This window comes from Collimonas silvisoli (assembly GCF_018305005.1).
In the GTDB taxonomy this organism is placed as follows: Bacteria; Pseudomonadota; Gammaproteobacteria; order Burkholderiales; family Burkholderiaceae_D; genus Collimonas; species Collimonas silvisoli.
This window is the reverse complement of the sequence record NZ_JAGQEG010000025.1, coordinates 1-22,987: the sequence shown is the minus strand read 5'-3', so window position 1 is coordinate 22,987 and position 22,987 is coordinate 1. Positions and strand designations below refer to the sequence as shown.

The window sequence follows — 22,987 nt, the reverse complement described above, 5'->3', positions numbered from 1 at the left end:
CAAACCCAGTCCCAAACCTGTTGTAAAATCCTTAGCCAAGAAAACGGCGACGGCCAACTCGGTTACCAGATCCGCTCCGGCGGCAGAGAAGGCAACGCGCAACAAGGTAACGCGTAATACAGTGGTGAAAACCAGTAGTTCTGCTACAAAGAAACTGAATTCCCCAACGGCCAGATCCGGCGCTAGCAGCACCAGCAACAAGCCCGTAAGTGCCGGATCAACGGATAAAATTGAAAAAAACGTCGTATCGAAAGCAAGCGAAGTGGCTACTAAAACAACCAAACCAACATCTGAATCCATTCTGTTGACCGAAGAGCAAATCCTCAAGATGAGCGAAAAGGACTACATGAATGAGGCACAACTGGCTTTCTTCAAAGCGCGTTTGCAGCAGTTAGAAATCGACCTGCTCAAGAATGCCGGAGAAACCACTGAACATTTGCGTGAAACCGTCCTGGTACCGGATCCCGCAGACCGCGCCACCATCGAAGAAGAACATGCCCTGGAGTTGCGTACCCGCGATCGTGAACGCAAATTGCTGAAGAAAGTACAGCAATCGATCGCATCGATTGACGCCGGCGAATACGGCTGGTGCGAAGAAACCGGCGAGCCTATCGGCATTCCACGTTTGCTGGCACGCCCGACTGCAACCCTCTCGCTGGAAGCACAACAACGTCGCGAACTGAAACAAAAGCTTTACGGCGATTGATTCTCGATAGCGGTCGGATCTTGGGGAAAACACAAGCCGGAGCAGCTTAGCGGCGCGTAGCTTCCCCACGGCCTGATCGCTAGCGCTTTCTCTGCCGTCGCTTTCACGTTATCCAGACTCCTTGATGTCAGCCCAGGCATTCCGTCCAAGACGCCTCCAGCACGCCGCCTCGGCGCCGGTGCTGGCGCTTGTGTTGATATGTACGATCCTGTTCGCCCAATGGCTGGGATTGACGCATAGCATCGTCCATGCGGCCTGGGAAAACAAACAGCCGACCCGCCTGACGCACATGACGTCGGTGATTGAACGCGTCATCGAAGGCGGCCGCAAAGCGCACCACTCTTGCGCAGCGTTCGATGACGCCACCCTGGCGGCGGCGATTTACTCGGCGCCTGTGACGCTACCGCCAGTGCCCGGCAAGCACCTGCTGGCCTTGTGGCAGGCATTTGCCTCCTGGGATGCGCCGTTTACCTGCCATTTTTCACCACGCGCACCGCCCCGTTCCTGACAGGACGCTTCACGCGCTTCGCTCATCCCGAAGCATCAAACTATTTATTGCCGTCGCCGTATCGCCTCCGTGTCGATATGAGCCGCAACGGCCATCACCTGTCTAGGAATCATCATGTCTGCCCAACGCACACTGTTATCCAGTGCGGTTCTATCCGCGCTATCCGTTCTGTCGTCTACTGCATCGGCTCAAACCGACACTATCGAACCAACTAAAACCTTGCCGCCCATCGTGGTCAGCGCCAGCCCGCTGAACGCCGATGTCGATACCCAGATCCTGACGCCGGCCAAAGTATTGTCCGGCGCGGAATTGCGCAACAAGACCGGCGCCTCGCTGGGCGACACCCTGTCGCAAGAACTGGGCGTATCGGCATCCGGTTTCGGCGCCGGCGCTTCACGCCCCATCATCCGCGGCATGGAAGGTCCGCGCGTCAAGATCCTGCAAAACGGCATGTCGGTGGCCGATGTCTCTAGTCTGTCCAACGATCACGCGGTAGCCACCGAAGCTGCAACCGCGCGTCAAATCGAAATCCTGCGCGGCCCTGCCGCTCTGTTGTACGGTTCCGGTGCAATCGGCGGCTTGGTCAACGTCGTCAACGACCGCATCCCGACCCAGCTGCAAAAGGAGATCAGCGGCGAAGCCGAGGCCCGCTATAGCAGCGCCGACAACGGCAGAAGCACTTCCCTGACTCTGGACGGTTCCGCCGGACCGATAGGCATGCACCTGGACGGCAACTGGCGCGATACCGGCAATTACAAAATCCCCGGCCATGCCATCCAGAACGATCCCAGTTCAGCGTCAGGCCGCCTGCCTAACTCCTTTACCCACGAAACCGGGGTCGGCGCTGGCGCCTCCTATCTGGCTTCCTGGGGCTATGTCGGCGCATCGGTGGCAACCCTGGATGACCACTACGGCATCCCCACTGCGGAAAAATCCTTCATCGATCTGCATCAAACCCGTTACGATATCGCCGGCCAGATCGACGACCCGCTGGCCGGTTTCGAAAAACTGACGTGCAAGCTGGGCCGCACCGACTACACCCATACCGAGAAACAGGAAAACGGCACACCGAACACGATTTTCTCCAACCAGTCGACCGAGAGCCGATGGGAACTCGCGCACAAACCATTGGCCGGCTGGCACGGCACTTTCGGCATGCAAACCGAAGACACGCGCTTCTCGGCCCTGGCTGCCGAAAGCGGCCTGCCGGATACCATACCGCGTACCAAATCAACTTCGATCGCCGCATTCCTGGTGGAAGAACGCAATTTTAGCCCGGTGCTGACCAGTGCCGGTTTGCGCATTGAATCTGTCAAACGGCGACCCGATGCGGAGTCCGGTTTCGCTGACCGCAAATTCAGCCTGGCATCCTATTCGGTTGGCGCCTTGTGGAGCTTCGTGCCAGGATATGGCTTCGGCCCCACCGTCTCGATTGCCCAGCGCGCGCCGGCGGCGGAAGAACTGTATTCCAATGGCCCGCACGAATCCACCGCCACTTTCGATATCGGCGATCCGAGCTTGAAAAAAGAAACCTCCCGCAATATCGAGCTGACCTTGCAAAAAACCAGCGGGCTGATCCGCTGGAAAGCCAATCTGTTCCAGAATCATGTCAGCAATTATGTATTTGGCCGCAACGCCGGCCGCGTTGACGGAAGCGGGACGCCAGAGCCGGACGGCGAGTTCACCGAGCGCTTCTGGTCGCAGGCCGACGCCACCATCCGCGGCGCCGAAGCGGAAATAAGTTACAACCTGCGCGGCGAAGGTTTTTCGATACGCGGCTTTGCCGATACCTCACGCGGCAGGCTGGATCAGATGGGCAATCTGCCATTGCAACCGGCCAGCCGCTACGGCGTCGATCTCGGCTACGTACGCGGCGCATGGCGTAGCGGCGTCACCATCCTGCGCGCCCAGCAACAAGATCGGCTGGCGACCTTTGAAAGCAGCGTGACGCCGGCATACACCAAGATCGACGCCAATATCTCTTATACCCAGACGCTGGGCGCGCTGCAGCTCACCTGGTTTGCCCTGGCCAAGAACCTGTTGAATCAGGATATCCGTCTGGCGACTTCCGTGTTGAAAGATGTCGCGCCACAACCGGGGCGCAGCTTGATTCTTGGCGTACGCACCAAGTTTTAAACCAGAAAAAAGGGATTGCAAAGCAGGCAAATAATCCATGCCGGAAGCTGCTGCGCAATCCCCCGTTTGAATCTATATCTGTATTCAAGATGACCATTTTCGGCATCTGATATGCAAAATTCACAACATATTTATGTCATCACTTATGGCGTTCTAGACATACTTCCTGAGTTGCTTTGTGTTACCTTTAGCGGTATCGATTGATCGTGCTTTTTTACCCAGGAATGAGCGAAAGCAAGAGCAGTCGCAAAACAAAAATGACGCCATGAACATAGCAAAAATATTGGCAAAAGCGATGATAAAAACGTAATTCGCAGGGTCTGAATGGATCACGGAAAACGCATTCGACAACGCGATTTTCAATAAATGTCGCAGCTATTCATACAGCTTTAACAGCAACTTACTTTCGGGATTAACAAGTGGGGATTTTCTCGCTCTTCGGCAAAAATAATCGTCCAAGCGGCACACCGCCGGCGGATGACAAGGTACCAGCCGCAGCAGACAATCAAGCGCCGGTTCTGTTTGGTGAAAGTCCTGAGCGACACGCCAACTCGACCACGCAGCGCGATGGTGCTGCACGCAGCACAACGACCATGAAGATCGATGCGATCGAATCGGAGATGTCGTCCGAATTCGTCCATCTGCCGCCCTCCCCCAAAGCGTCGGCCGACGCCGACAGCGCGCCGATCACGACTACCCTGGGCCCACTCACCACCCAGCTGACGTTGCCGGTGATGAGCCGGGCCACAGAATATCTGGACGATCAATCGCGCAGCGGCAGCATCGAAGTGGCGGTGTCCGACACGCCGGAAGTGATTGAAGAAGCGGCGGTATTATTTGCCAGCAATCAGAGCGACATCGCCGAGCAACTGCTGTTGCATGCGATTACCGAAAACAATCTCGGTTCATCCACCCACGTCGTCTGGTCAATGCTGCTGGATCTGTATCAAATCACCGGCAAGCAACAGGAGTTCGACAATCTGTCGGTCGACTTTGCCAACAAATTTGAAACTTCGCCGCCGACCTGGATCGATATCATGACGCTCGATCCGCAGGCAAAAAGCCAGGAAAAAATAGGCGCTACGCCAGCGGTGGCATTCTCCGGCAAACTCGACGCCAACATCGGCAAACAGCTGGAACGCGCGCAAAAACTGAGCGCCATCCATCCGGCGATGCGCCTGGAGTTTACCCGGGTCAGCTCGGTAGATCCGATCGGCTGCGGCCTGTTGCTGCGCATGTTGAAAAAACTGCAAAAATCAGGGCTGGACTTGACACTGGTCGACGCCGACGAACTGGCCGACAAGATCCGCCAGATCCTGCAGGTCGGGCGGCGCGACGAAACCGCTGCGCCATGGCTGCTGCTGCTGGAAATCCTGCATCTGCTCAATCTCGAACAAGCCTACGAAGACGCCAGCATAGATTATTCGATCACTTTTGAAGTTTCGCCACCGCCGTTTGTAGCGCCGCACGCAAAGATCATCACGGCTGCCGAGGACGACAGCCAGAGCGCCAATATCGGCAGCACCAGTTTGCTGATGCCGACACTGATCGAAGGGCGAACCGAAGAGTTGCTGACCAAAATCCAAACCCATGCGCTTGTCCACAGCCCCGCGATCATCGATTGCTCGCGTTTGGTCAGGGTCGATTTCAGCGCCGCCGGCGAACTGCTGAACGGTCTGTCGCTGCTTGCCGCCAGCGGCAATGCGATTGAATTTCACAACGTCAACCATCTGGTGACAGCCTTGTTCAAGGTGATAGGCATACAGGAAATCGTGCGCGTAGTGCCGCGCAAGAATTGAAGAATAAGAATTAAGAAATTAAAGCTTCAACAAAATCAAATCTCTGCAGTAGTAAAATAACAACGCCAAATCCACATAAATCAGCGCTTGTAATCAAGCCGGCCGTCCCCATTTTTTCGGAACAGTATCGATTTATCATTCGATAGCGAATCACATCATGCAACATGGGCGCCTGTGCCCTGCATGAGCGGCCCCGCTATGCAATCCGGGCCGCATTTTCTGAGGCTAGCAAAATGGAACAATTTCACGGCACCACCATTCTTTCAGTGCGGCGCGGCAACAGCGTCGCGCTCGGCGGCGATGGCCAGGTAACACTCGGCAATGTCGTCATGAAGGGCACTGCCCGCAAAGTCCGCAAGTTATACCAAGGCAAAGTGCTGGTCGGTTTTGCTGGCGGCACTGCCGACGCTTTCACCTTGCTCGATCTGTTCGAAGCAAAACTGGAAAAGCATCAGGGCAATCTGATGCGGGCCTCGGTCGACCTCGCCAAGGAATGGCGCACCGATCGCATGCTGCGCCGGCTGGAAGCCATGCTGTTGACCGCCGACCGCGAAACCACCCTGGTAATCACCGGCAACGGCGATGTGCTGGAGCCTACCGACGGCATTGGCGCGATCGGCTCGGGCGGCACCTTCGCCCAGTCGGCCGCCAAGGCGCTGCAGGAAAATACAGAATTGTCGCCAGCCGATATCGTCAAGAAGTCGCTGGTGATTGCAGGTGATCTCTGCATCTACACCAATCAGTCGCACATTATCGAAACTCTCGACCAAGACCCAACATCATGAACATGACTCCCCAAGAAATTGTTTCAGAACTGGATAAACATGTCGTCGGCCAGGACCGCGCCAAGCGCGCGGTGGCGATTGCCTTGCGCAACCGCTGGCGCCGGCAGCAGGTGGCCGAACCGCTGCGCCATGAAATCACGCCCAAGAATATTCTGATGATCGGACCTACCGGCGTCGGCAAGACTGAAATTGCACGGCGCCTGGCCAAGCTGGCCGACGCCCCCTTCATCAAGATCGAAGCTACCAAGTTCACCGAAGTCGGTTACGTCGGGCGCGACGTCGATACCATCATCCGCGACCTGATCGATATCGGCATCAAGCAAACCCGTGAAGCGGAAATGCGCAAAGTGCGGACCCGCGCCGAGGATGCCGCCGAAGACCGGGTGATTGATATCCTGGTGCCGCCGGCGCGCGATTTCGGCTTTCATCCTGAGCCAAACCCCGGTGAGGGCGAAAGTGGCGGCGACAAAGGCAGCAACACCCGCCAGACGTTCCGCAAGCGGCTGCGTGAAGGCGCACTCGACGATAAGGAAATCGAGATCGAATTGTCGGAAGCGTCATCGCAAATGGAGATCATGGCTCCGCCCGGCATGGAAGAAATGACCGAGCAGATCAAATCCATGTTTTCCGGGATCGGCAGCAATCGCAAGAAAAATCGCAAGATCAAGATCAAGGATGCGATGAAGATCCTGATCGAAGAAGAAGCCGCCAAACTGGTCAACGAAGATGAGCTGAAGCAAAAAGCCATCACCAACGTTGAGCAAAACGGTATTGTGTTTCTCGATGAAATCGACAAGATCGCCACCCGTTCGCAAAACGGCGGCGCCGACGTTTCGCGCGCCGGGGTGCAACGCGATTTACTGCCGCTGGTGGAAGGCACCACCGTCAACACCAAATACGGCATGATCAAGACCGATCACATCCTGTTTATCGCCTCCGGCGCTTTCCATCTGGCCAAACCGTCGGATCTGATCCCGGAGCTGCAAGGCCGTTTTCCCATCCGGGTCGAGCTCGACTCGCTGTCGATCAGCGATTTCGAAAGAATCATGACCGGCACCGACGCCTGCCTAACCAAGCAATACGAAGCGCTGCTGGCAACCGAAGGGGTAACGCTGGAGTTTGCCAAGGAAGGCGTGCAGCGGCTCGCGGAAATCGCTTTTTCAGTCAATGAGAAAACCGAAAACATCGGCGCCCGCCGGCTGTACACGGTGATGGAAAAGCTGCTGGAAGAAATTTCGTTTTCGGCGACTAACGCTACCGAGAAAACCATGGTGATCGATGCTGCTTATGTCGATCAGCGGCTGGGAGCCTTGGTCGTCAACGAGGATTTATCGCGTTACGTACTGTAAGAAAAACCGGCCAGGAGTCTATTGCAAATATAGGCTCTTGAGCCGGCGCTTCAGATTTTCCGCTTATTTATCCTGTACTTGGACCGGTGGCTGTTCGGGCGGCAAATCCTGATTAGGAGAAGCTGGCGCCATCTGCGCTGGAGCGAGTATCGGCGAGGTTCCGCCCAATCCCGATTTGGAGCGCGCATCCTCCGGCAGCATCACACGCTTCAAAACGCCGCCTTCAGACAACAAGACATAAGTGGCATGCACTTCCTTGACGCTGGTCCCGGGCAGCAATTCCTTACCCTGCCGCACCGCCTGCGCCGGCTTGCCGTCTGCGCTCAGGATCGCCACGCTCTCACCCTCTTTCTTTGCCGCTACCACGCCCAATAACTGGTAGTTGCTGGCAACCGTCACCGTGCCGCGGCCACCGAACAAACCTGCGGCCAGAGAGACATCGATCTGCGCCTGCTCCTCTTGCGGCGGCGCGGTCACCGCACGCAACGGCGGTTTGATCAGCTGCATGACCCAGTATGCGGTGCAAGCACAGAGCAGCATGAATAGCAGCAGGCTGAGAAACTCCGGCAGCCGTTTGCTTTTCCGCCCCAGTTTTTTGCTTATTTGTAGATTCACGTTTTGTCCTAGCGTACCAACTGGTTGATTTCAATAATCGGCATCAGCACTGCCAGCACGATCAGCAATACCACCACCCCCATCGCCAGAATCAAGGCCGGTTCCAGCAAGCCGGCGATGGTCATGGCGCGCCGCTCCAGATCCTGCTCCTGGGCGCTGGCGGCGCGCTCCAGCATGGCAGGCAATTCCCCGGTCACTTCACCGGCCCGTATCATGTGAATCAGCATCGGCGGAAAATGCTTGTGCGCCGCCAGCGCGCGCGCCAGGCCGACCCCCTCGCGCACGCTGGTGGCGGCAGTATCGACCTGCTGCCGCATGGCGACGTTGGACAGCGTATCGCGGCTGGTTTGCAGCGCTTTCAAAATCGGTACGCCGGAGCCGGTGGTAATCGCCAGCGTGCTGGCGAAACGGGCGGTATTCAAGCTGCGCTCGAATTTCCCATACAGCGGCGCGCTCAGCAGCCAGGTATGCCAGCGCATCTTGGTGGCAGGATTTTTCAGCGCCGTGCGCCAGCTATAGAACAGTGCGATCACCACGATCAAAACCATCCAGCCGTAGTTGCGGACAAAGTCGGAAGTCGCCAGCATCATTACCGTCAGCATCGGCAATTTCTGCTTGGTGTTGGCGAACACCGAAACGATCTGCGGCACCACGTAGGTCAGCAGGAAAATCACGATCACAAAAGCCACCACCGTCACGATCGCCGGATAAGTGAACGCCAGCTTGACTTTCTGCACCAGTGCATTGCGCCGTTCGATGTAATCGGCCAGCCGCGACAACACGCGTGATAACTGACCGATCTGCTCGCCAGAAGCTACCAGCGCCCGGTAGATTTCGGCGAAATCGCGTGGGTGCCCGGCTAGTGCGGTAGATAAGGCGGCGCCGCCCATGACGTCGGAGCGGATCGATGCGATCAGATCGCGCTGATAGCTGCGCTCGGATTGTTCCAGCAATGCCGTCAAGGCCTGCTCCAACGGCAGGCTGGCTTCCAGCAGACTGGCCAGCTGGCGCGTAAACAACGCGATCTCCACGGTCGACAGATGCTCGCCAAAACCGCGCCGTTTCAGATTGCCGGCAGCATCCACCTGCTGCGCAATCGCCTCCACCGTCAACGGCAGCAAACCTTGAGCGCGCAGATCGGCGCGCGCCATCTTGGCGCTATCCGCATTCACCACGCCCTTGGTGGTGCTGCCGGCGGTATCTACCGCTTCGTAACGAAATGCTGGCACTCTGCTCCTCGCTTATTCCTCAGTTACTCTTTAGTGACACGCAACAGCTCGGCCTGAGTCGTGACGCCCTCGGTCAGCCAGCGTTCGCCATCCTGGCGCATGGTCTGCATGCCATTGCGTAACGCCACTTGCTGTATCTCCGCTTCCGACGCCCGGTTGTGGATCTGCGCCGTAATCTCGTCGGTGGTCAGCAACAATTCATAGACGCCGACCCGGCCGTGATAGCCGGTGTGGCCGCATTGCTCGCAACCTACCGCATGCCATAGCTGACCGTCGTGACGGCGGCAATGAGTGCATAGTTTCCGGACCAGGCGCTGCGCCACCACCCCCAGCAATGAAGACGACAACAGGAACGGTTCGATCCCCATATCCAGCAAACGCGTCACCGCTGCGGCGGAGTCGTTGGTGTGCAAGGTTGCCAGCACCAGATGGCCGGTCAGCGAAGCCTGCACCGCAATCTGTGCGGTTTCCAGATCGCGGATTTCACCGATCATGATGACGTCCGGATCCTGCCGCAAAATCGCCCGCAAGGCTTTGGCGAAGGTCATCTCGATGCGCGCATTGACCTGGGTCTGGCCGACGCCGGCCAGTTCGTACTCGATCGGATCTTCCACCGTCAGGATATTGGTGCTGCTGGTATTCAGGCGCGACAGCGCGGCGTACAGCGTGGTGGTCTTGCCGGAACCGGTCGGCCCGGTGACCAGCACGATGCCGTGCGGTTGTGCGATCAGGCGATCGAATTGCGGCAGCACCGCCGGGCTCATGCCGAGATGTTGCAGGTCGAGCCGGCCGGCTTCCTTGTCCAGCAAACGCAGCACCGCACGTTCGCCGTGCCCGGTAGGCAAGGTCGACACCCGCACGTCCACCGGCTTGCCGCCGACACGCAAAGTGATGCGGCCATCCTGCGGCAGGCGTTTTTCGGCGATATCCAGTTGCGCCATGATCTTGATACGGGAAATCAGCGAAGCATGGACCGCTTTCTTGGGCCGCACCACATCGCGCAAACTGCCGTCGATGCGGAAACGCACTACCGAAATCTGCTCGAACGGTTCGATATGGATATCCGATGCACCTTCCCGCAAAGCCTGGGTCAGCAAAACATTGATCATGCGGATCACCGGCGCATCGTCGGACGATTCCAGCAAATCCTCGATCGCCGGCATGTCTTGCATCAGCTTGGCGAGATCGAGATCGGATTCAAACTCATCCACCACTTGCGCGGCATCGCCGCCGGCGCCGGCATAGGCCTTGGCGATCGCTTCGTCCAGTTCATCCCGCGACAGCTTGCGGAATTTGACGCGGCCAAAGCGGCGGCTGGCTTCGGCGATGGCGCTGGGCTGGGTGGCGTCGGAAATCCACAGCTCCACCGCATTGTCAGCGCCGTTAGCGTCCTCCGTACGCTGCGCCAGCAAGGAGAAATTGCGGGCAAAAGCGTAGGGCAGCAGACGCGTGTCGGTCATTCTGGGATCGTTCATGGCGTTCTGTCATTCAAGAGGCCCGGTGCGGGTGCAGTCGCCGGTTTCGGCATCTGCAGTTGAGGCTGCTCGGGCGTAGGCTGATGTTGTCCGTCGGGCATATCCTGCTGCTTGCGCAGATCGATGAACGGGCCGCCGTCTTCCAGCCTGGAGGTCACCGACGAGCCGAAATCGGTCAGGAGGCTCTTGCCCGGCTGTACCTTGATCTGTTGTTTGCGCATGTAGTCGTAGCGATCTACGGCTAACAGATTGCTGGTGTCTTTGTCGCGCACAATAACCGGGCGCAAAAATATCATCAGATTGGTTTTCTCGCGTGAACCGGACTGGTACTTGAAGAAATTACCAATAAACGGCAAATCGCCCAGCAGCGGTACTTTTTGCACGCCGTTCTGGTTGTTATCGCCAATCAAGCCGCCCAACGCAATGATCTCGCCATCATCGATCACGACATTCGTATCCAAAGATCGCTTGGTGGTGGTCGGCCCGTTGGCAGCATTTGCCGTGTTCGCAATCACCGCCGAGACTTCTTGCGAAATTTCCAGGCGCACCGTGCCGCCTTCTGAAATATGCGGCTTTATCTTCAGTGCAGTACCAACGTCCTTGCGATCGATGGTGGTGAATGGACTGCTGGTGCCGGCGCCGGTGGTCAAGGTTGAGCCCGTGACAAAAGGCACGTTCTGACCAACGATAATCTTGGCCTCTTCATTATCCAGCGTCAGCAAATTCGGCATCGACAGCACGTTACTGCCGGTAGTGGAATTCAAGGCGCTGGCTAAAGCGCCTAAACCGATTTTTCCGGCAATCTGGCGGAATACGCCAAGCTGCAAGCCGCTTCCGACCGTAGGTACGGTGGTGCTATTCTCAGCCTGGCCAATTGCCGCGTTGAACAGATTGGTGGTCCCGAGACCGGAGTTGGTGCCGGTGAATCCGGTACCGCCGCCTACGCGGTAAGCACTATTCTTGTCGCCGCTCAACGCCAGCCATTGCACGCCGATCTCGCTCGCCGCAGTATCCGTGACCTCGACAATCAAGGCCTCCACATAAACCTGGGCGCGGCGGGTATCGAGCTGGTCAATCACGCCGCGGATATTGCGATAGATCGGCTCACTGGCGGTAATGATCAGGGTATTGGTGGATTCATCCGCCTGGATAAAGCCGGCAGCGCTGCTGCCGCTGCCGCCGGAAGATTGGGACGATGCATCGGAGGAGGACGATGGCGACGACGGCGATGTGGAATTGCCGGAATTCAGCGCGCTGCCGGTACTCGAACCTTGCAACATGCTGCCGGAACCGCCGCTGGAACTCTTGCTGGATTGACTGCTGACCGACGCCGAAGGATCCTGCGAAACAATCGCGCGCAAGGTTCTAGCCAGTTTGCCGGCATCGGCGTTTTTCAGATAAACCACATGCACGTTGCCGGCGTTGGCAGTCGGCTGGTCGAGTTTGGCGATCAGCGATTTGGCCAGGTTTGCGCGGCCCGCGGACGGCGCCCGGATCACCACCGAATTTGTTCTGGAATCGGCCATGATCATGGTGCGGGAACTGTCGCCGGCGCCAGGCGCGGCAGAACCGGAATCCAGTAGCTTGCTCGCCATCACGGCAATATCGCTGGCCACCGCATAACGTACCGGGATCACATCCAGATCGTTGACTGCCGGCACATCGAGGGCGGCGATCATTTTCCCCAGACGCTGCAGGTTTTCCGCGTAATCGGTCACCACCAGCGTGTTGTTGCCTGGGTTGGCGTTGATGGTGTTGTTGGGTGAGATCAGCGGCCGCAATACCGGCAGGATATTGGTTGCCGATTCATAGTTCAGCGAAAAAATCTGGGTGGCAATCTGATCGCCCCTGACGCTGGCCGGCCGCGTTGGCGCCACCTGCAACTTGGCGTCCGCTTCCGGCACTACTTTGACAAAACCGTCGCCGCGCACCACTGCATAACCTTGCAAGCGCAGGGTCGAGGCCAGCAAATCGAAAGCCTGGGTCTTGCTCAACGGCTTTTCCGACACCAGGTTGATGCTGCCCTTGACGCGCGGATCGACGATGAAAGTGGTATTGGTGTACTGGCCGACTGCCTTGATCACCGATTCGATGTCGGCGCCGACAAAATTCATCACGGCCTGGCCGCTCACGCCGTCAGTGGCATTGCTTGCCGAGTTTCCCAGCACCGGCTGCGCCGCAGCGGCAGTGACGCAGGTCAGCAGGACGATGGCAGCGGCGCTGCGCCAGTTGCTTGTGTTTGAAAGTGGTGCGAAATACATTTTATCTTTCATGATTTGAACTCTAGTCCGATAACATTTCTGCCATTCATCTGGCGCCGCTGACCTAGCAGACTCAGCAAAGTCGCCAACTTTTCCTCTTGTCCTGCCGCCGCTTCCGCGGTCCCCGAAAACTGTAAATGACCGTCTTGCAATTTGCCGCTGCCGTTCAACAGCATCGCTCCGCCTAATGTCATCAGCGTCAGGCCGGCCTGCCGCCCCCGCCAATCAAACCGCAAACGATAACTGCCCAGCGGCTTGACCGGCGACAAGCGCGACGCCATTGCCAGCATATCCAGTGTCATGACACCGTTGATATCGAGGCCGCCGGCGCTGCTGCGCGCCAGCGTCAGCGGTTGCCAGCCCAGCTGCATCTTGCCCGACGGCTGCAAAGTGTTCAAGGGCGCACCCAGCGCCGCCAAACGCTCGGCCGGCAAAACCATGCTGGCCGGGCTGATGGACCATGCGCTCCAGCTGCCGCGAATGCTGACCGCGCTCGACAGCACTTGCGCATTCTCCAACGTCGCCTCGACCCGCCCCAGCACAACCAGCGGCGACAGGCGCCACACAAAACGCCCCGGCAATAGCGCCGTGACCGCATCCTTGCCGCTCGGCGCGGCGCCGATAAAGGCCGAACCATGCCACAAGGAACCTTGCGCATCGCCCAGCGTGAGTCGGCCGCCGGTGCGGCTTTCCAGCAGCGGCGCCAGCCAGGCCGCCGGCAAAAAAGCCGACACCGTGATCAGCGCACTCAGGAGCGCCGCTGCCGACCACATCAATACTCTGCCCGGGCCGCGCATCAAACTTCCTGCAACTGAGCCGAGAGTACCCGGCACACACGATCATTACTCATGCTTTTGCTGCCACAAGGTGACCGTGGCGTTGACGATGCCCGGCTGCGCATTCGCCCCGCCCGGCGCACTGACATTGGCGTCCACCACTTGCCAATGCGCGTTTTTCTGTGCGTCGTCGAGCCAGTCGAGCAAGCCGGCAAACGCCACCGCCGATAACTGCACCTTGGCCATGTCGCCGCTGAGCACCACGCTTTGCGGATTCAAGCCCTTGCTTTTCAATGCGGTCTCAACTGCCTCTTTGCTCAGCGGCGCGGCGGGCCGCTCAGCTGACTGGTTCGACAGAGACGCGGCCTTGGCTGTCAACGATTGCAATTCGGCGGCTTGCTGGCGTAGCGCCGGCAAGTTTTTTTGCAGGCGGGCGCGCCCGCTCAGCGCCGGATTCAGCAACAGCAGATAAATCACCGCGATCAGCATCAGTGCCGCAGCGGCAGCCAGCAAGCGTCGTTCGCGCTGGTTTCTCTGCGCCCAGTATTGGCTGGCGGGAGTAGCGATTTTTTCCCAGGTTTGCTGGAGCGGATTGCGTGTAGACATTACTTGCGGCTCCCGATCTGCCATACGCCGGTAGCCGGCTTGCTCAAGGTTAATCGACTGCTCTCCAGAGCGCCCTTGATTTGCGCTTCTGCGGCATCCGCATCTGCCGCATTTTTCAAACGCACCAGCAAATGGTGGTCGCGATATTCCAGGCTGCTGATGGCCGTGCTGTCCGCGCTCTGCGGCGAGCCGGCCCAGACCGCGCCGAACACGGCTGCCAGCGTCAGAAAATCGTCTGCCGCAAGCTGGCCGCCATCGCGTTGCGCGGTAGCGATTTTCTGTTTGGCTTGGGCGACCGGATCGACGATCACGGTTTCTTTCGGAAAAGCCGCGCGATAGTTCTGCATCATGCCGGTACGCAGGCTGGCGGCTTCACGCCGCATGCGCAGCCAGTCGTAATTCAGGCTGACGATATTCACCAGCAGCAAGGCTGCCGCCAAGCCTAGCGGCCAACGCCAGCGGCGCCAGCTGAATTCGGTGCCGGCCGCGCTTGCCGTCAAGCCGCTCATCAAATCCACGCCGCTGCGCGCCAGTTCCTGTGCACCGCTTATCCAGTGCGACCATTCGTCGGCCAGCACCGTGACTTGCCCTTGCTCCAGTTCCTGATACAGCGCCAGGCTGGATTGCGGTACATACAAGGTAATCGGCCGCTGCGGCAAAATGGCCGTCATGCCGTCCAGCACTTCCTGTGCGACCGACTGCCCCGAGGCCGGCGACAAGGACCAGCCTATGCCCTGCTCTGCGGACATGCGTAATGCGACATCGATATCGCCGCCGTGATCGGTGATGGCGGCGACTGCCGTGTCAGGATCTTGCAGAGGCAGGCAAAGCTGGGCCGGCCAGGCTTGCAGATTGTGGGCGCCGAGCGCCAGCAAGGTTTTGACCAGCAACTCCAGCCAGTCTCTTTGCACCACGGCGATCAGGCGTAGCTTGTCTGCCGCACTATTGCGCTTGCGGCCGGTAACGATCACGCAGTCGAAAGGATCGACCAGCAATTGCTCTTCCACCAGATTCGGCAACGCCATTTTCAATTTGGCGTCGGATAGCGGCGGCACCTGCAATTGCAGCAAGTTGACGTCGGCGGCGGCCAATATCAGCACTACGCGCGCGGCGGCGGCGATAGTTTCGCCCAGGCCGGACAGCTGTTCAGCGCCCTGGCGTTCGATGCGGCCGCTATCGGCCACCAGCGCATAGAAGCAATCGGGCATGGCCACCGCTGCCGCGCTGTCGAGCGTGGCCCTGGCGGGCAAGCGGATATATAAGGTACTCACAACGAATCTTCCATTTATTGTTCTCTGATCCACACGATATCGCTCTTGGTCCGATTACCGGCAGGGCGCTGTATCAAGGATACGGTATTGAGGGCGGCGCGCCCCATGCGAATCTTGCCGTACACCAAAAAAAAATTACTGTCGGTCGCTACATTCTTGGCGGCTGAAAATGTTTTTCCGAATAAATTTGTCATTTGTGCAAACAATTCGGTCGTACTCCGGAATGGCGCTGTGCGACGCGCGGCTACCAATGTATTAGCTTCCGACAACGATAAATCTGCGAAGCGGGCGGCCAGCACCTCCGCCGGCGCGGTATTCGCATTGATCGGGGTAGCGGCGCCGGCCAAAGGCAACACCACTACAAAATCTTGCAATTGCCGCACCATGGCCGGCGTATAACCGGGCACCGACAACAGATCGTTGACCTGCAGCATAGGCAACGTGCCGCTGTCTGACTTGGCAGCGCTCTGCTGGCCCGCAGGCGTAGTGACGGGCTGGCTGTTGGCGATAGCTTGCGCGGTCGGATTAGCCAGGCTGGCAGGCAGGCGCAAAAAACCCAGCAGGCGTTTAAACGCTGCCACCTCGGCCGGAACCGGGAGGCCATTCTGGCTCAGGTTATTCAGGTTGTAGCGCGACTGCGCGTCGACAATGCTGCCGGACAGTATGGCGTCGCCAGCGTCGTCGGCCGGCTGCCCGTCTTCCACATATTGATCCAGGCGGGTGTCGGCCAGGGGCGCGGCCCACGGCTGCCCCAGATGATCGTAGTCGAATTGCCGGCCGCTTGCCCGCAAAATCATGCTGGCCCAATCCAATGCGCCGCGCATGATCCAGTCTTTCTGCAGTTGCAGGCGCTGGTTCTCGATCGAACGGACCTGCACTTGCTGCTGCCAGAACAAGCTGGCGACGATGGTCACCGCCAGGGTGGTCAACAGCAAGGCGGTCACCACCGCGACGCCGCGTTGTGCAGCGTGAGCCCGTAACGGTTTGCTCATGACGCCCCCAGCAGGAAAGTCTTGGCCATGGTGCTGTCGTGGCCGCGCAGTTGCAAGGCGATTTGCAAGCCGGTCCAGTGATTGGCATTGAGGTTGACATTCGCATCCTGGCTGCCGGTATTGGCCGCGGCCGGCGGCCGCCAGCCCTGGCCATCGCTGCCCCACAACTGCATCTGCATGCTGGCGATATCGGATTGCAACAGCACGGCCTGGCTGCGGTCGCCAGCGTCGTTGAGAGCGCTCTGCCACATGGTGTCGAGAAGATTCAGGTCGCGGGTCGGCGCCGACTCCAGGCGCGTCAGCTGGCCGTCGCGCAAGCGGTAATCGACGATCTGGACGCGGGTCGGCTGCTGGTCGGCAAACACCAGCCGCACCATCAGCAGACGGCCCGGCGCCGCCAGCAAGGTGGGCCGCGCCGACATCAGGCTGACCGGAGCGATTTGCGCGCAATCGCTTTGCAGTTGCGCAAACGTCAGTTGCATGCCGCGCGTTTGTTCCATTTCGGTGGTCAGCGCAACCCGCGAGCGCACAATTCCGTCCAGCCCGCGCCAGCCGAGTATCGCCACCATCGCCAGTATGGTGATCGCAATAATCATTTCCACCAGCGTAAAACCGGATGAAGCGCTGTTCGAGATGCGGCTAACGTGCATTCGGCACCACCTGCGACAAATTGACGATGCGCCGTTCCGAATTAGCGCTGGCGAACACGGCTACCTCAACCCGTCTGAAATACGGGTTCGGCGTGCCGGCTACCTTTTCTTCGCAATGCAAGGGCAAGTCGCCTTGCGGGCATGCGAAGGAACGGCTGCCGATGGCCGGCCATTCATGGCCGAGACGGATTTGCGTCAGCCGGTTTTCCGCTGACCAGGTGGCCATCATGGCGGCGCGCAAGCCGCTGCTGTTTTGCGTCAGGCTGCCGACCGCGCGCAAGCTGGCGCCCAGCGCAGTGCCGACGATGACCAAGGCCACCAGCACTTCCAGCAGGGTAAAACCAGCGTAATGACGACGATGAAGACGACGATGAAGACGACAATGAGGACGGCAATCAGGGCGATGAAGAAGCGCACGCAGGATAGACATTTATTCGACCGAAAAATGGCCGACGCCGTCGGCCCGGATCACGACGCTGCTGTCGCCGCTGGCCATGGTCAGCGCAAACGGCTTGTCGACCGGCTCGCGGCCGAATGTAATCCGCAGCGTATTCGGCGCCGCGGCTTCGGTCGGCGGCGGATTCATGGACAGCTGCACGGGTGTCCGCTTGAAATCGCGCTGGCGCAGCATGTCATCCTGGGTCAATGCCTGCCAGCCGTTTTCTTCACGCACCAGAAAACGGTAGCTATTGGCGTCGGCTTCGAAAGCGGTGGGGCGATTACGCAAGATGGCTTCTTCGCGCGTCAATTGCAGCAACAAGGCGATCCGTTGTGCGTCGTTCTGCAATACCTGTTGGTCGCTGCGGAAAGCGTTAAGCGAGACAACGCCCAGCGTGATGCCGGCAATTACCACCACTACCAGCAGCTCCAGCAAGGTGAAGCCATTGCGCGCAACGGGATTGGTCTGGCGCAGACTGCGATGCGCCATCATGGACATTACAGATCCCACGAGCCGATATCGGCGTCATTACCTTCGCCGCCCGGCTGACCGTCGGCGCCGTACGAAAATACGTCCACCTCGCCCTTGATGCCGGGCGACAGGAATTGATAGGGATTGCCCCAGGGATCTTTTGGCAGCTTGTCGATATAGCCGCCGCTTTTCCAGCCATTGGCCGCTGGACCGCTGGTAGGTTTGGTGACCAGCGCTTGCAAACCTTGTTCCGTGGTCGGATAACGTTGGTTATCCAGCTTGTACAGCTTGAGCGCTTGCATCAGGGTACCGATGTCCTGGCGCGCCGCCTGAATCCGCGCATCATCGGTGCGCCCCATCAGCTTGGGCACCACCAATGCCGCCAGAATCCCCATGATCACCACCACCACCATGATTTCAATCAGCGTGAATCCACGCTGGATGGCCAGCGTAGAGCGACGTCGAACGGCGGGGAACATTGTGTTATGCATTTCTTTCCTTATCAAAAAGGCCACTGACATGTTTGGAATGGGCGATTATATGCCGCAATCGTTGCCGAGAAGCATCAGAGATGCACATAATTCTATGCAGTGCATCTATCCTGGTCTTGTCACTGCTTTGACACAAAGAAATGATACTACTTGAAACGCACACGATGACATTGCATCGCGTTGCTCAATACGCAGAAATAAGCGCGGCTCGACTTGGACCAGGCTCGGACTACGCCGGCTCAAGCAGCCTCTTCACGCGGATTGCGCGACAGCAGCAGTTCCATCACAGCCTGCAGCGAATCGCCATCGAATAAAACGCCCGCCACCGCATTGCTGATCGGCATATCGACTCCGCATTCCTGCGCCAAGGCGCGCACTGCGGCGGCGCAGCGCACACCCTCGGCGACATGGCCAAGTTCGGTCACGATGGACGCCAGCGGCTTGCCTTGCGCCAGGCCCAGCCCTACCCGGCGGTTGCGCGACAGATCGCCGGTACAGGTCAGGATCAGATCGCCGACCCCGGATAAGCCCATGAAGGTTTCGCTGCGGCCGCCGAGGGCGACGCCGAGCCGGGTAATTTCTGCCAGGCCGCGGGTGATCAAGGCCGCTCGCGCATTCAGGCCGAGGCCAAGACCATCGGCAACCCCGGTGGCGATCGCCAGGATATTCTTTACCGCACCGCCGACTTCGACGCCGACCAGGTCGTCGGTCGAATAGACGCGGATATTGCCGCCATGAACGGCGGCCACCACTTGTTCGCACAAGCCGGCATGAGCGCTGGCGACCGACAAGGCGCAAGGCAGGCCGCGTGCGACTTCCTGCGCAAAAGACGGGCCGGACAGCGCTGCAGCCGGGATCGTATCGCCCAGCACCTGGCGCACAATCTGATGCGGCAGCAAGCGCGTGCTTTCTTCGAAGCCCTTGCACAGCCAGACGATATTGGGGATGGGGAAAAGCAGCAGTTGCTGCGCCAGCTCACGCAAGCCGGCGACTGAAGAAGCGACGATCAGCAATGCTTCGTTCTGGTTCGCCAACGCAGCACTGGTCACATGCGCTATCGCCTGAGAAAAATCGGCGCTGACAGTCAGCGTGTCGGGCAAGGCGAAGCCAGGCAGATAGGCGGTGTTTTCGCGCTGCGCCGCGGTCGCCGCCATGGTGTCCGGATTACGCCCCCACAGCAGCACATTGTGGCGCTGCGCCAATGCGATCGCCAGGGCGGTGCCCCATGCGCCGGCGCCCAGTACGGTGATATTCATGGATGGGATGGTGGGTTCAGAGGACACGAGCGGGCATCAAAGATGTCAAACAAGAAATCGGCGAAAGCAATGCTCAATCGCCCCAAACCTCAGTTGCCTTCACATAGCCGGTCTGGCCGTCGCGATGGCGCACCTTGACCCAGCCGGACGCCACCGGATCAAGCAACTCCAGCAACACGCCCTTGTCGGCAGAAAACACGACAGCTGCAGCATCGTCCGGATTAGCCCGGATCTTGGCATTGGCGACACTGACCTGCAGATTGCGCTTGGCGACCAGCCCCTTGGACTGCAGCCATGACAAATCGCCGCTGGCGTCGCGCACCTTGGTCCATTCGCCGTAAGTCAGCACCACTTCTACCGGCATGCCGCGCGGAGCAACCGCTACCCGCCGGCCTTTTTCGGATGGCGCGTCGTACAGCACTACCGGCGCCGCACCGACCGCCTTGAAGTCCAGCGCATGGGCAGAACCGGCAACGCCAAGCAAGCTTGCCAGCAACAACGCGGTGACACCGGCTACGCGTGCAAAATTCATCTATTGCTCTCCAGTTGCGGTAAAACTCCCAGGGTGGACCGCCATGTTCATGCCTGCCGCCGCCGGTCTGGCGCCGGACAGGACAAAACTACGCTGATCCGCCCCTGCTTGCTGCGCGAAATTAATTGATCGCAGAGCTGCCATCAACTGCGATGCTGTCGCCGCTGCCCTTTTGCGCTTGCTCGGCCAGTGCTTGCAGACGTTGCTGATAGAACACTTCAAAATTGATTTCGGCCAGGTGGATAGGCGGGAAACCGGCGCGGGTGATGGCGTCTGCCAGATTGGCGCGCAAATAGGGGTAGACGATGTTGGGGCAGCCGATGCCGAGCAAAGGGTCCAGCTGTTCGGTCGGGATGTTGCGCAACTCGAAAATACCGGCTTGCTTGCCTTCAACCAGGAACGCTACCTTGTCTTTCACCTTGGCGGTGACGGTAACCGTGACAGTCGACTCGAAAATGCCTTCGGCCAGCGCTTCGGCGCCGACATCTACCGCAACTTCGATTTGCGGAGCGTCTTGTTCAAGGAAAATGGCCGGCGAATTCGGTTGTTCAAGCGACAAATCTTTCAGGTAGACGCGTTGAATCTGGAACACCGGTTGTGGTTGCTCAGCTTGTTGGTTCTCTTCAGCCATGACACTCTTTCAGTTAATTTAAATTAGCCGGATGACAGCGATGCCATCTGGCCGGGTCTCAGTACAGTCTGCAACGATACCTGAATCGCCGGCAAATTGACGAAAATCAGTTGCCAAAAATTCGTGGCAGAAAATCAGGCGCTTTGCAGCAGGGGCTCCAGCTTGCCATCGCGATCAAGCGCATGCAAGTCGTCAAAACCGCCGACATGGGTCGCGCCGATATAAATTTGCGGCACCGTGCGGCGTCCGGTCTTCTGCATCATCGTGTCGCGCTGTGCCGGATCGAGATCAATCCGGATCTTTTCGATAGTGGCCACGCCTTTTGCCTTCAGCAATTGCTCGGCGCGGATGCAATACGGGCATACAGCGGTGCTATACATTACTACATGGGCGGTCATTATTGTTCCTTGGACTAGCTAGCTGAGCCGGATACCGTTATCGGTTCCGGTTGCGTTATTTGACGGTAGGCAAACCCTGAGTCTGCCAGGCGGCGATACCGCCCTCCAGGTTATAGGCCTGGGCAAAGCCGGCCTGGCTCAGTTGCGCAACGGCTTTGGCCGACAGGTTGCCAGCCTGGCAAACCACCAACACGTTCTTTGCTTTAAACTTGTCCAGTTCGGCCATGCGCTGCGGCAAATCCTTCAAGGGAATATTTTTGGCGTCGATCAGGTGGGCGGCGGCAAATGCATTGCTGTCGCGCACATCCAGCACCAGTGTTTTACCCTGGTTGATCAGCTGGGTAGCCTGTAAAGTCGAGACCCGGTTACCGCGCTTTTGCAACAAAGGCAGCAACAGCGCGCCGCCCGACAAAATTGCTGCTGCGGCTGCTACGAACAGAAAAATGTTATCAATCAAGAATTTCACGGTGATCCAATGGTATTAGTTAATCCCGTCATTATAAAATAGAAGCTGAGGCGCCATTCAATTCGTGTCAGGTCCCGTGAAAAAGTTTGGCGCATTGTCGCTCTTGCATCACGGCCAACAAGCATGGATTTTGCAGTTTCGCAGTTTGTATCTCATGTTTTCTTTGTAATTTAACCTTTTATCTGATCAGTTGAGGACAGAGTAATTCGCCACGCTGCGGTGGCTCTTAAACTCTGTCCCGCAATTTACTATGTATAAAATCGTATTGATGCGCCACGGCGAATCCACCTGGAATCTGGCTAACCGCTTCACCGGCTGGGTCGATGTCGATCTCACCGAAAAAGGCGTGGCCGAAGCCAAACAGGCTGGGCAGCTGCTGAAACAAGCCGGTTTCACTTTCGACCTGGCCTACACCTCGGTGCTCAAGCGCGCCATCCGCACCCTGTGGGGCACGCTCGACGAGATGGACCTGATGTGGCTGCCGGTCAGGCATGCCTGGCGCCTGAACGAACGTCACTATGGCGCCCTGCAAGGCTTGAACAAGGCGGAAACCGCAGCCAAATACGGCGACGAGCAGGTCATGGTCTGGCGCCGCAGCTACGATACGCCGCCGATGCCGCTGGATGCAGACGATCCGCGCACCTCTTACAACGATCCGCGCTACGCCGGCCTGAAACGCGAAGAAATCCCGCTGACCGAATGCCTGAAAGACACGGTAGCGCGCGTATTGCCATTCTGGAACGATGACATCGCACCGGCCATCCGCAGCGGCAAGCGCATCATCATCTCGGCCCACGGCAACAGCTTGCGCGCCCTGATCAAGATGCTGGACGGCATCAGCGACCAGGATATCGTCGGCCTCAACATCCCCAACGGCCAGCCGCTGGTCTATGAACTGGACGCCGACCTGAAGCCGATCAAGAGCTATTATCTGGGCGACCAGGAGGCGATCGCAGCGGCGATGAACGCCGTCGCCAGCCAGGGGAAAGCGAAATAAATATCTCGCTGGACAAGCTCCTCGACAGCAACAAACCCCGTCATGCCATTGGCCGCCGCGCAGCGGCGCCCATGGCATGGCTATTGGCGCTCATGCTGGCCGCAGCGCTGCCCTCAAGCGCCGGCGCTGCAGCCAAAATCACCGAGCG

At 58.6% G+C, this 22,987-nt stretch carries 24 protein-coding genes; 7 read left to right on the top strand and 17 right to left on the bottom strand.

Translation table 11 applies throughout. The features are described from left to right. Nucleotides 1-301 precede the first annotated feature (301 nt). The 6 genes from dksA to hslU all read left to right on the top strand — a co-directional run bounded on the left by dksA (nucleotide 302) and on the right by hslU (nucleotide 7,283). On the top strand, nucleotides 302-706 hold the full coding sequence (gene dksA / locus KHU33_RS26775) for an RNA polymerase-binding protein DksA (RefSeq protein ID WP_038497220.1): 405 nt from the start codon (nucleotides 302-304) through the stop codon (nucleotides 704-706). A gap of 124 nt (nucleotides 707-830) precedes the next feature. After that, the gene (locus KHU33_RS08935) at nucleotides 831-1,214 is read left to right on the top strand and encodes a hypothetical protein (protein WP_211462495.1); all 384 of its coding nucleotides are present in this window, start codon (nucleotides 831-833) and stop codon (nucleotides 1,212-1,214) included. A 114-nt stretch (nucleotides 1,215-1,328) separates the two neighbouring features. Beyond that, a complete protein-coding gene (locus KHU33_RS08930) occupies nucleotides 1,329-3,350 on the top strand; it encodes a TonB-dependent receptor (protein ID WP_211462494.1) in 2,022 nt (673 codons plus the stop codon). Nucleotides 3,351-3,769: 419 nt separating this feature from the next. Then, nucleotides 3,770-5,149: an STAS domain-containing protein gene (locus tag KHU33_RS08925; protein ID WP_211462493.1), complete on the top strand. Its 1,380-nt coding sequence runs from the start codon at nucleotides 3,770-3,772 to the stop codon at nucleotides 5,147-5,149. Between the two features lie 233 nt (nucleotides 5,150-5,382). Further along, the gene (gene hslV, locus KHU33_RS08920; protein WP_211462492.1) at nucleotides 5,383-5,934 is read left to right on the top strand and encodes an ATP-dependent protease subunit HslV; all 552 of its coding nucleotides are present in this window, start codon (nucleotides 5,383-5,385) and stop codon (nucleotides 5,932-5,934) included. Then, entirely contained in the window at nucleotides 5,931-7,283 is a 1,353-nt protein-coding gene (hslU, locus tag KHU33_RS08915; protein WP_211462491.1) for an ATP-dependent protease ATPase subunit HslU, read from the top strand. Before hslV ends, hslU begins: the two co-directional genes overlap by 4 nt. Nucleotides 7,284-7,346: 63 nt before the next feature. On the opposite strand, the gene KHU33_RS08910 is transcribed toward hslU, so the two are convergent. The 17 genes from KHU33_RS08910 to KHU33_RS08830 all read right to left on the bottom strand — a co-directional run bounded on the left by KHU33_RS08910 (nucleotide 7,347) and on the right by KHU33_RS08830 (nucleotide 21,842). Next, nucleotides 7,347-7,898: a type II secretion system protein N gene (locus KHU33_RS08910; RefSeq protein ID WP_211462490.1), complete on the bottom strand. Its 552-nt coding sequence runs from the start codon at nucleotides 7,896-7,898 to the stop codon at nucleotides 7,347-7,349. A gap of 8 nt (nucleotides 7,899-7,906) precedes the next feature. Continuing rightward, nucleotides 7,907-9,127 carry a type II secretion system inner membrane protein GspF gene (gspF, locus tag KHU33_RS08905; RefSeq protein WP_211462489.1) on the bottom strand — a complete coding sequence of 407 codons (1,221 nt, stop codon included), beginning with the start codon at nucleotides 9,125-9,127 and terminating at the stop codon, nucleotides 7,907-7,909. Between the two features lie 23 nt (nucleotides 9,128-9,150). Next, nucleotides 9,151-10,602, bottom strand: a complete 1,452-nt coding sequence (gene gspE, locus KHU33_RS08900; RefSeq protein ID WP_211462488.1) for a type II secretion system ATPase GspE — start codon at nucleotides 10,600-10,602, stop codon at nucleotides 9,151-9,153. Further along, nucleotides 10,599-12,875, bottom strand: coding sequence for a type II secretion system secretin GspD (gene gspD, locus KHU33_RS08895; protein WP_211462487.1), 2,277 nt, complete (start codon nucleotides 12,873-12,875; stop codon nucleotides 10,599-10,601). Before gspD ends, gspE begins: the two co-directional genes overlap by 4 nt. Beyond that, the gene (locus tag KHU33_RS08890) at nucleotides 12,872-13,660 is read right to left on the bottom strand and encodes a type II secretion system protein N (protein WP_211462486.1); all 789 of its coding nucleotides are present in this window, start codon (nucleotides 13,658-13,660) and stop codon (nucleotides 12,872-12,874) included. Before KHU33_RS08890 ends, gspD begins: the two co-directional genes overlap by 4 nt. 45 nt (nucleotides 13,661-13,705) lie before the next feature. After that, the gene (gene gspM / locus KHU33_RS08885) at nucleotides 13,706-14,245 is read right to left on the bottom strand and encodes a type II secretion system protein GspM (protein ID WP_211462485.1); all 540 of its coding nucleotides are present in this window, start codon (nucleotides 14,243-14,245) and stop codon (nucleotides 13,706-13,708) included. Then, nucleotides 14,245-15,516 carry a type II secretion system protein GspL gene (gspL, locus tag KHU33_RS08880; protein ID WP_329956036.1) on the bottom strand — a complete coding sequence of 424 codons (1,272 nt, stop codon included), beginning with the start codon at nucleotides 15,514-15,516 and terminating at the stop codon, nucleotides 14,245-14,247. The genes gspM and gspL overlap by 1 nt, the downstream gene beginning before the upstream one ends. Before the next feature lie 14 nt (nucleotides 15,517-15,530). Next, the gene (gene gspK / locus KHU33_RS08875; protein ID WP_211462484.1) at nucleotides 15,531-16,508 is read right to left on the bottom strand and encodes a type II secretion system minor pseudopilin GspK; all 978 of its coding nucleotides are present in this window, start codon (nucleotides 16,506-16,508) and stop codon (nucleotides 15,531-15,533) included. After that, the gene (locus tag KHU33_RS08870; protein ID WP_211462483.1) at nucleotides 16,505-17,158 is read right to left on the bottom strand and encodes a PulJ/GspJ family protein; all 654 of its coding nucleotides are present in this window, start codon (nucleotides 17,156-17,158) and stop codon (nucleotides 16,505-16,507) included. Before KHU33_RS08870 ends, gspK begins: the two co-directional genes overlap by 4 nt. Beyond that, nucleotides 17,148-17,588 carry a type II secretion system minor pseudopilin GspI gene (gspI, locus tag KHU33_RS08865; RefSeq protein ID WP_211462482.1) on the bottom strand — a complete coding sequence of 147 codons (441 nt, stop codon included), beginning with the start codon at nucleotides 17,586-17,588 and terminating at the stop codon, nucleotides 17,148-17,150. The genes KHU33_RS08870 and gspI overlap by 11 nt, the downstream gene beginning before the upstream one ends. Next, a complete protein-coding gene (locus KHU33_RS08860) occupies nucleotides 17,589-18,095 on the bottom strand; it encodes a GspH/FimT family pseudopilin (RefSeq protein WP_230414141.1) in 507 nt (168 codons plus the stop codon). Further along, the gene (gene gspG / locus KHU33_RS08855; protein ID WP_329956035.1) at nucleotides 18,095-18,559 is read right to left on the bottom strand and encodes a type II secretion system major pseudopilin GspG; all 465 of its coding nucleotides are present in this window, start codon (nucleotides 18,557-18,559) and stop codon (nucleotides 18,095-18,097) included. Before gspG ends, KHU33_RS08860 begins: the two co-directional genes overlap by 1 nt. Before the next feature lie 239 nt (nucleotides 18,560-18,798). Then, the gene (locus tag KHU33_RS08850; protein WP_211462481.1) at nucleotides 18,799-19,815 is read right to left on the bottom strand and encodes an NAD(P)H-dependent glycerol-3-phosphate dehydrogenase; all 1,017 of its coding nucleotides are present in this window, start codon (nucleotides 19,813-19,815) and stop codon (nucleotides 18,799-18,801) included. 73 nt (nucleotides 19,816-19,888) lie between these two features. Then, a complete protein-coding gene (locus KHU33_RS08845) occupies nucleotides 19,889-20,269 on the bottom strand; it encodes an SH3 domain-containing protein (RefSeq protein WP_407928262.1) in 381 nt (126 codons plus the stop codon). 199 nt (nucleotides 20,270-20,468) lie between these two features. Continuing rightward, a complete protein-coding gene (secB, locus tag KHU33_RS08840; protein WP_211462479.1) occupies nucleotides 20,469-20,978 on the bottom strand; it encodes a protein-export chaperone SecB in 510 nt (169 codons plus the stop codon). A 134-nt stretch (nucleotides 20,979-21,112) separates the two neighbouring features. Next, the gene (gene grxC, locus KHU33_RS08835; RefSeq protein WP_211462478.1) at nucleotides 21,113-21,376 is read right to left on the bottom strand and encodes a glutaredoxin 3; all 264 of its coding nucleotides are present in this window, start codon (nucleotides 21,374-21,376) and stop codon (nucleotides 21,113-21,115) included. A 55-nt stretch (nucleotides 21,377-21,431) separates the two neighbouring features. Beyond that, nucleotides 21,432-21,842: a rhodanese-like domain-containing protein gene (locus KHU33_RS08830; protein ID WP_211462477.1), complete on the bottom strand. Its 411-nt coding sequence runs from the start codon at nucleotides 21,840-21,842 to the stop codon at nucleotides 21,432-21,434. A 250-nt stretch (nucleotides 21,843-22,092) separates the two neighbouring features. Between KHU33_RS08830 and gpmA the strand changes: the two genes are divergently transcribed. Next, entirely contained in the window at nucleotides 22,093-22,839 is a 747-nt protein-coding gene (gene gpmA, locus KHU33_RS08825) for a 2,3-diphosphoglycerate-dependent phosphoglycerate mutase (RefSeq protein ID WP_211462476.1), read from the top strand. The last annotated feature ends 148 nt before the right edge of the window (nucleotides 22,840-22,987 follow it).

Excerpts from the sequence above, each read along its gene's own strand:
- KHU33_RS08935 (WP_211462495.1), top strand. The coding sequence starts at position 831 with ATGTCAGCCCAGGCATTCCGTCCAAGACGCCTCCAGCACGCCGCCTCG.
- KHU33_RS08930 (WP_211462494.1), top strand. The coding sequence starts at position 1,329 with ATGTCTGCCCAACGCACACTGTTATCCAGTGCGGTTCTATCCGCGCTA.
- hslV (WP_211462492.1), top strand. The coding sequence starts at position 5,383 with ATGGAACAATTTCACGGCACCACCATTCTTTCAGTGCGGCGCGGCAAC.
- hslU (WP_211462491.1), top strand. The coding sequence starts at position 5,931 with ATGAACATGACTCCCCAAGAAATTGTTTCAGAACTGGATAAACATGTC.
- gspE (WP_211462488.1), bottom strand. The coding sequence starts at position 10,602 with ATGAACGATCCCAGAATGACCGACACGCGTCTGCTGCCCTACGCTTTT.
- gspD (WP_211462487.1), bottom strand. The coding sequence starts at position 12,875 with ATGAAAGATAAAATGTATTTCGCACCACTTTCAAACACAAGCAACTGG.
- KHU33_RS08890 (WP_211462486.1), bottom strand. The coding sequence starts at position 13,660 with ATGCGCGGCCCGGGCAGAGTATTGATGTGGTCGGCAGCGGCGCTCCTG.
- gspM (WP_211462485.1), bottom strand. The coding sequence starts at position 14,245 with ATGTCTACACGCAATCCGCTCCAGCAAACCTGGGAAAAAATCGCTACT.
- gspK (WP_211462484.1), bottom strand. The coding sequence starts at position 16,508 with ATGAGCAAACCGTTACGGGCTCACGCTGCACAACGCGGCGTCGCGGTG.
- KHU33_RS08870 (WP_211462483.1), bottom strand. The coding sequence starts at position 17,158 with ATGCACGTTAGCCGCATCTCGAACAGCGCTTCATCCGGTTTTACGCTG.
- gspI (WP_211462482.1), bottom strand. The coding sequence starts at position 17,588 with ATGTCTATCCTGCGTGCGCTTCTTCATCGCCCTGATTGCCGTCCTCAT.
- KHU33_RS08860 (WP_230414141.1), bottom strand. The coding sequence starts at position 18,095 with ATGTCCATGATGGCGCATCGCAGTCTGCGCCAGACCAATCCCGTTGCG.
- gspG (WP_329956035.1), bottom strand. The coding sequence starts at position 18,559 with ATGCATAACACAATGTTCCCCGCCGTTCGACGTCGCTCTACGCTGGCC.
- KHU33_RS08850 (WP_211462481.1), bottom strand. The coding sequence starts at position 19,815 with ATGAATATCACCGTACTGGGCGCCGGCGCATGGGGCACCGCCCTGGCG.
- secB (WP_211462479.1), bottom strand. The coding sequence starts at position 20,978 with ATGGCTGAAGAGAACCAACAAGCTGAGCAACCACAACCGGTGTTCCAG.
- grxC (WP_211462478.1), bottom strand. The coding sequence starts at position 21,376 with ATGACCGCCCATGTAGTAATGTATAGCACCGCTGTATGCCCGTATTGC.
- gpmA (WP_211462476.1), top strand. The coding sequence starts at position 22,093 with ATGTATAAAATCGTATTGATGCGCCACGGCGAATCCACCTGGAATCTG.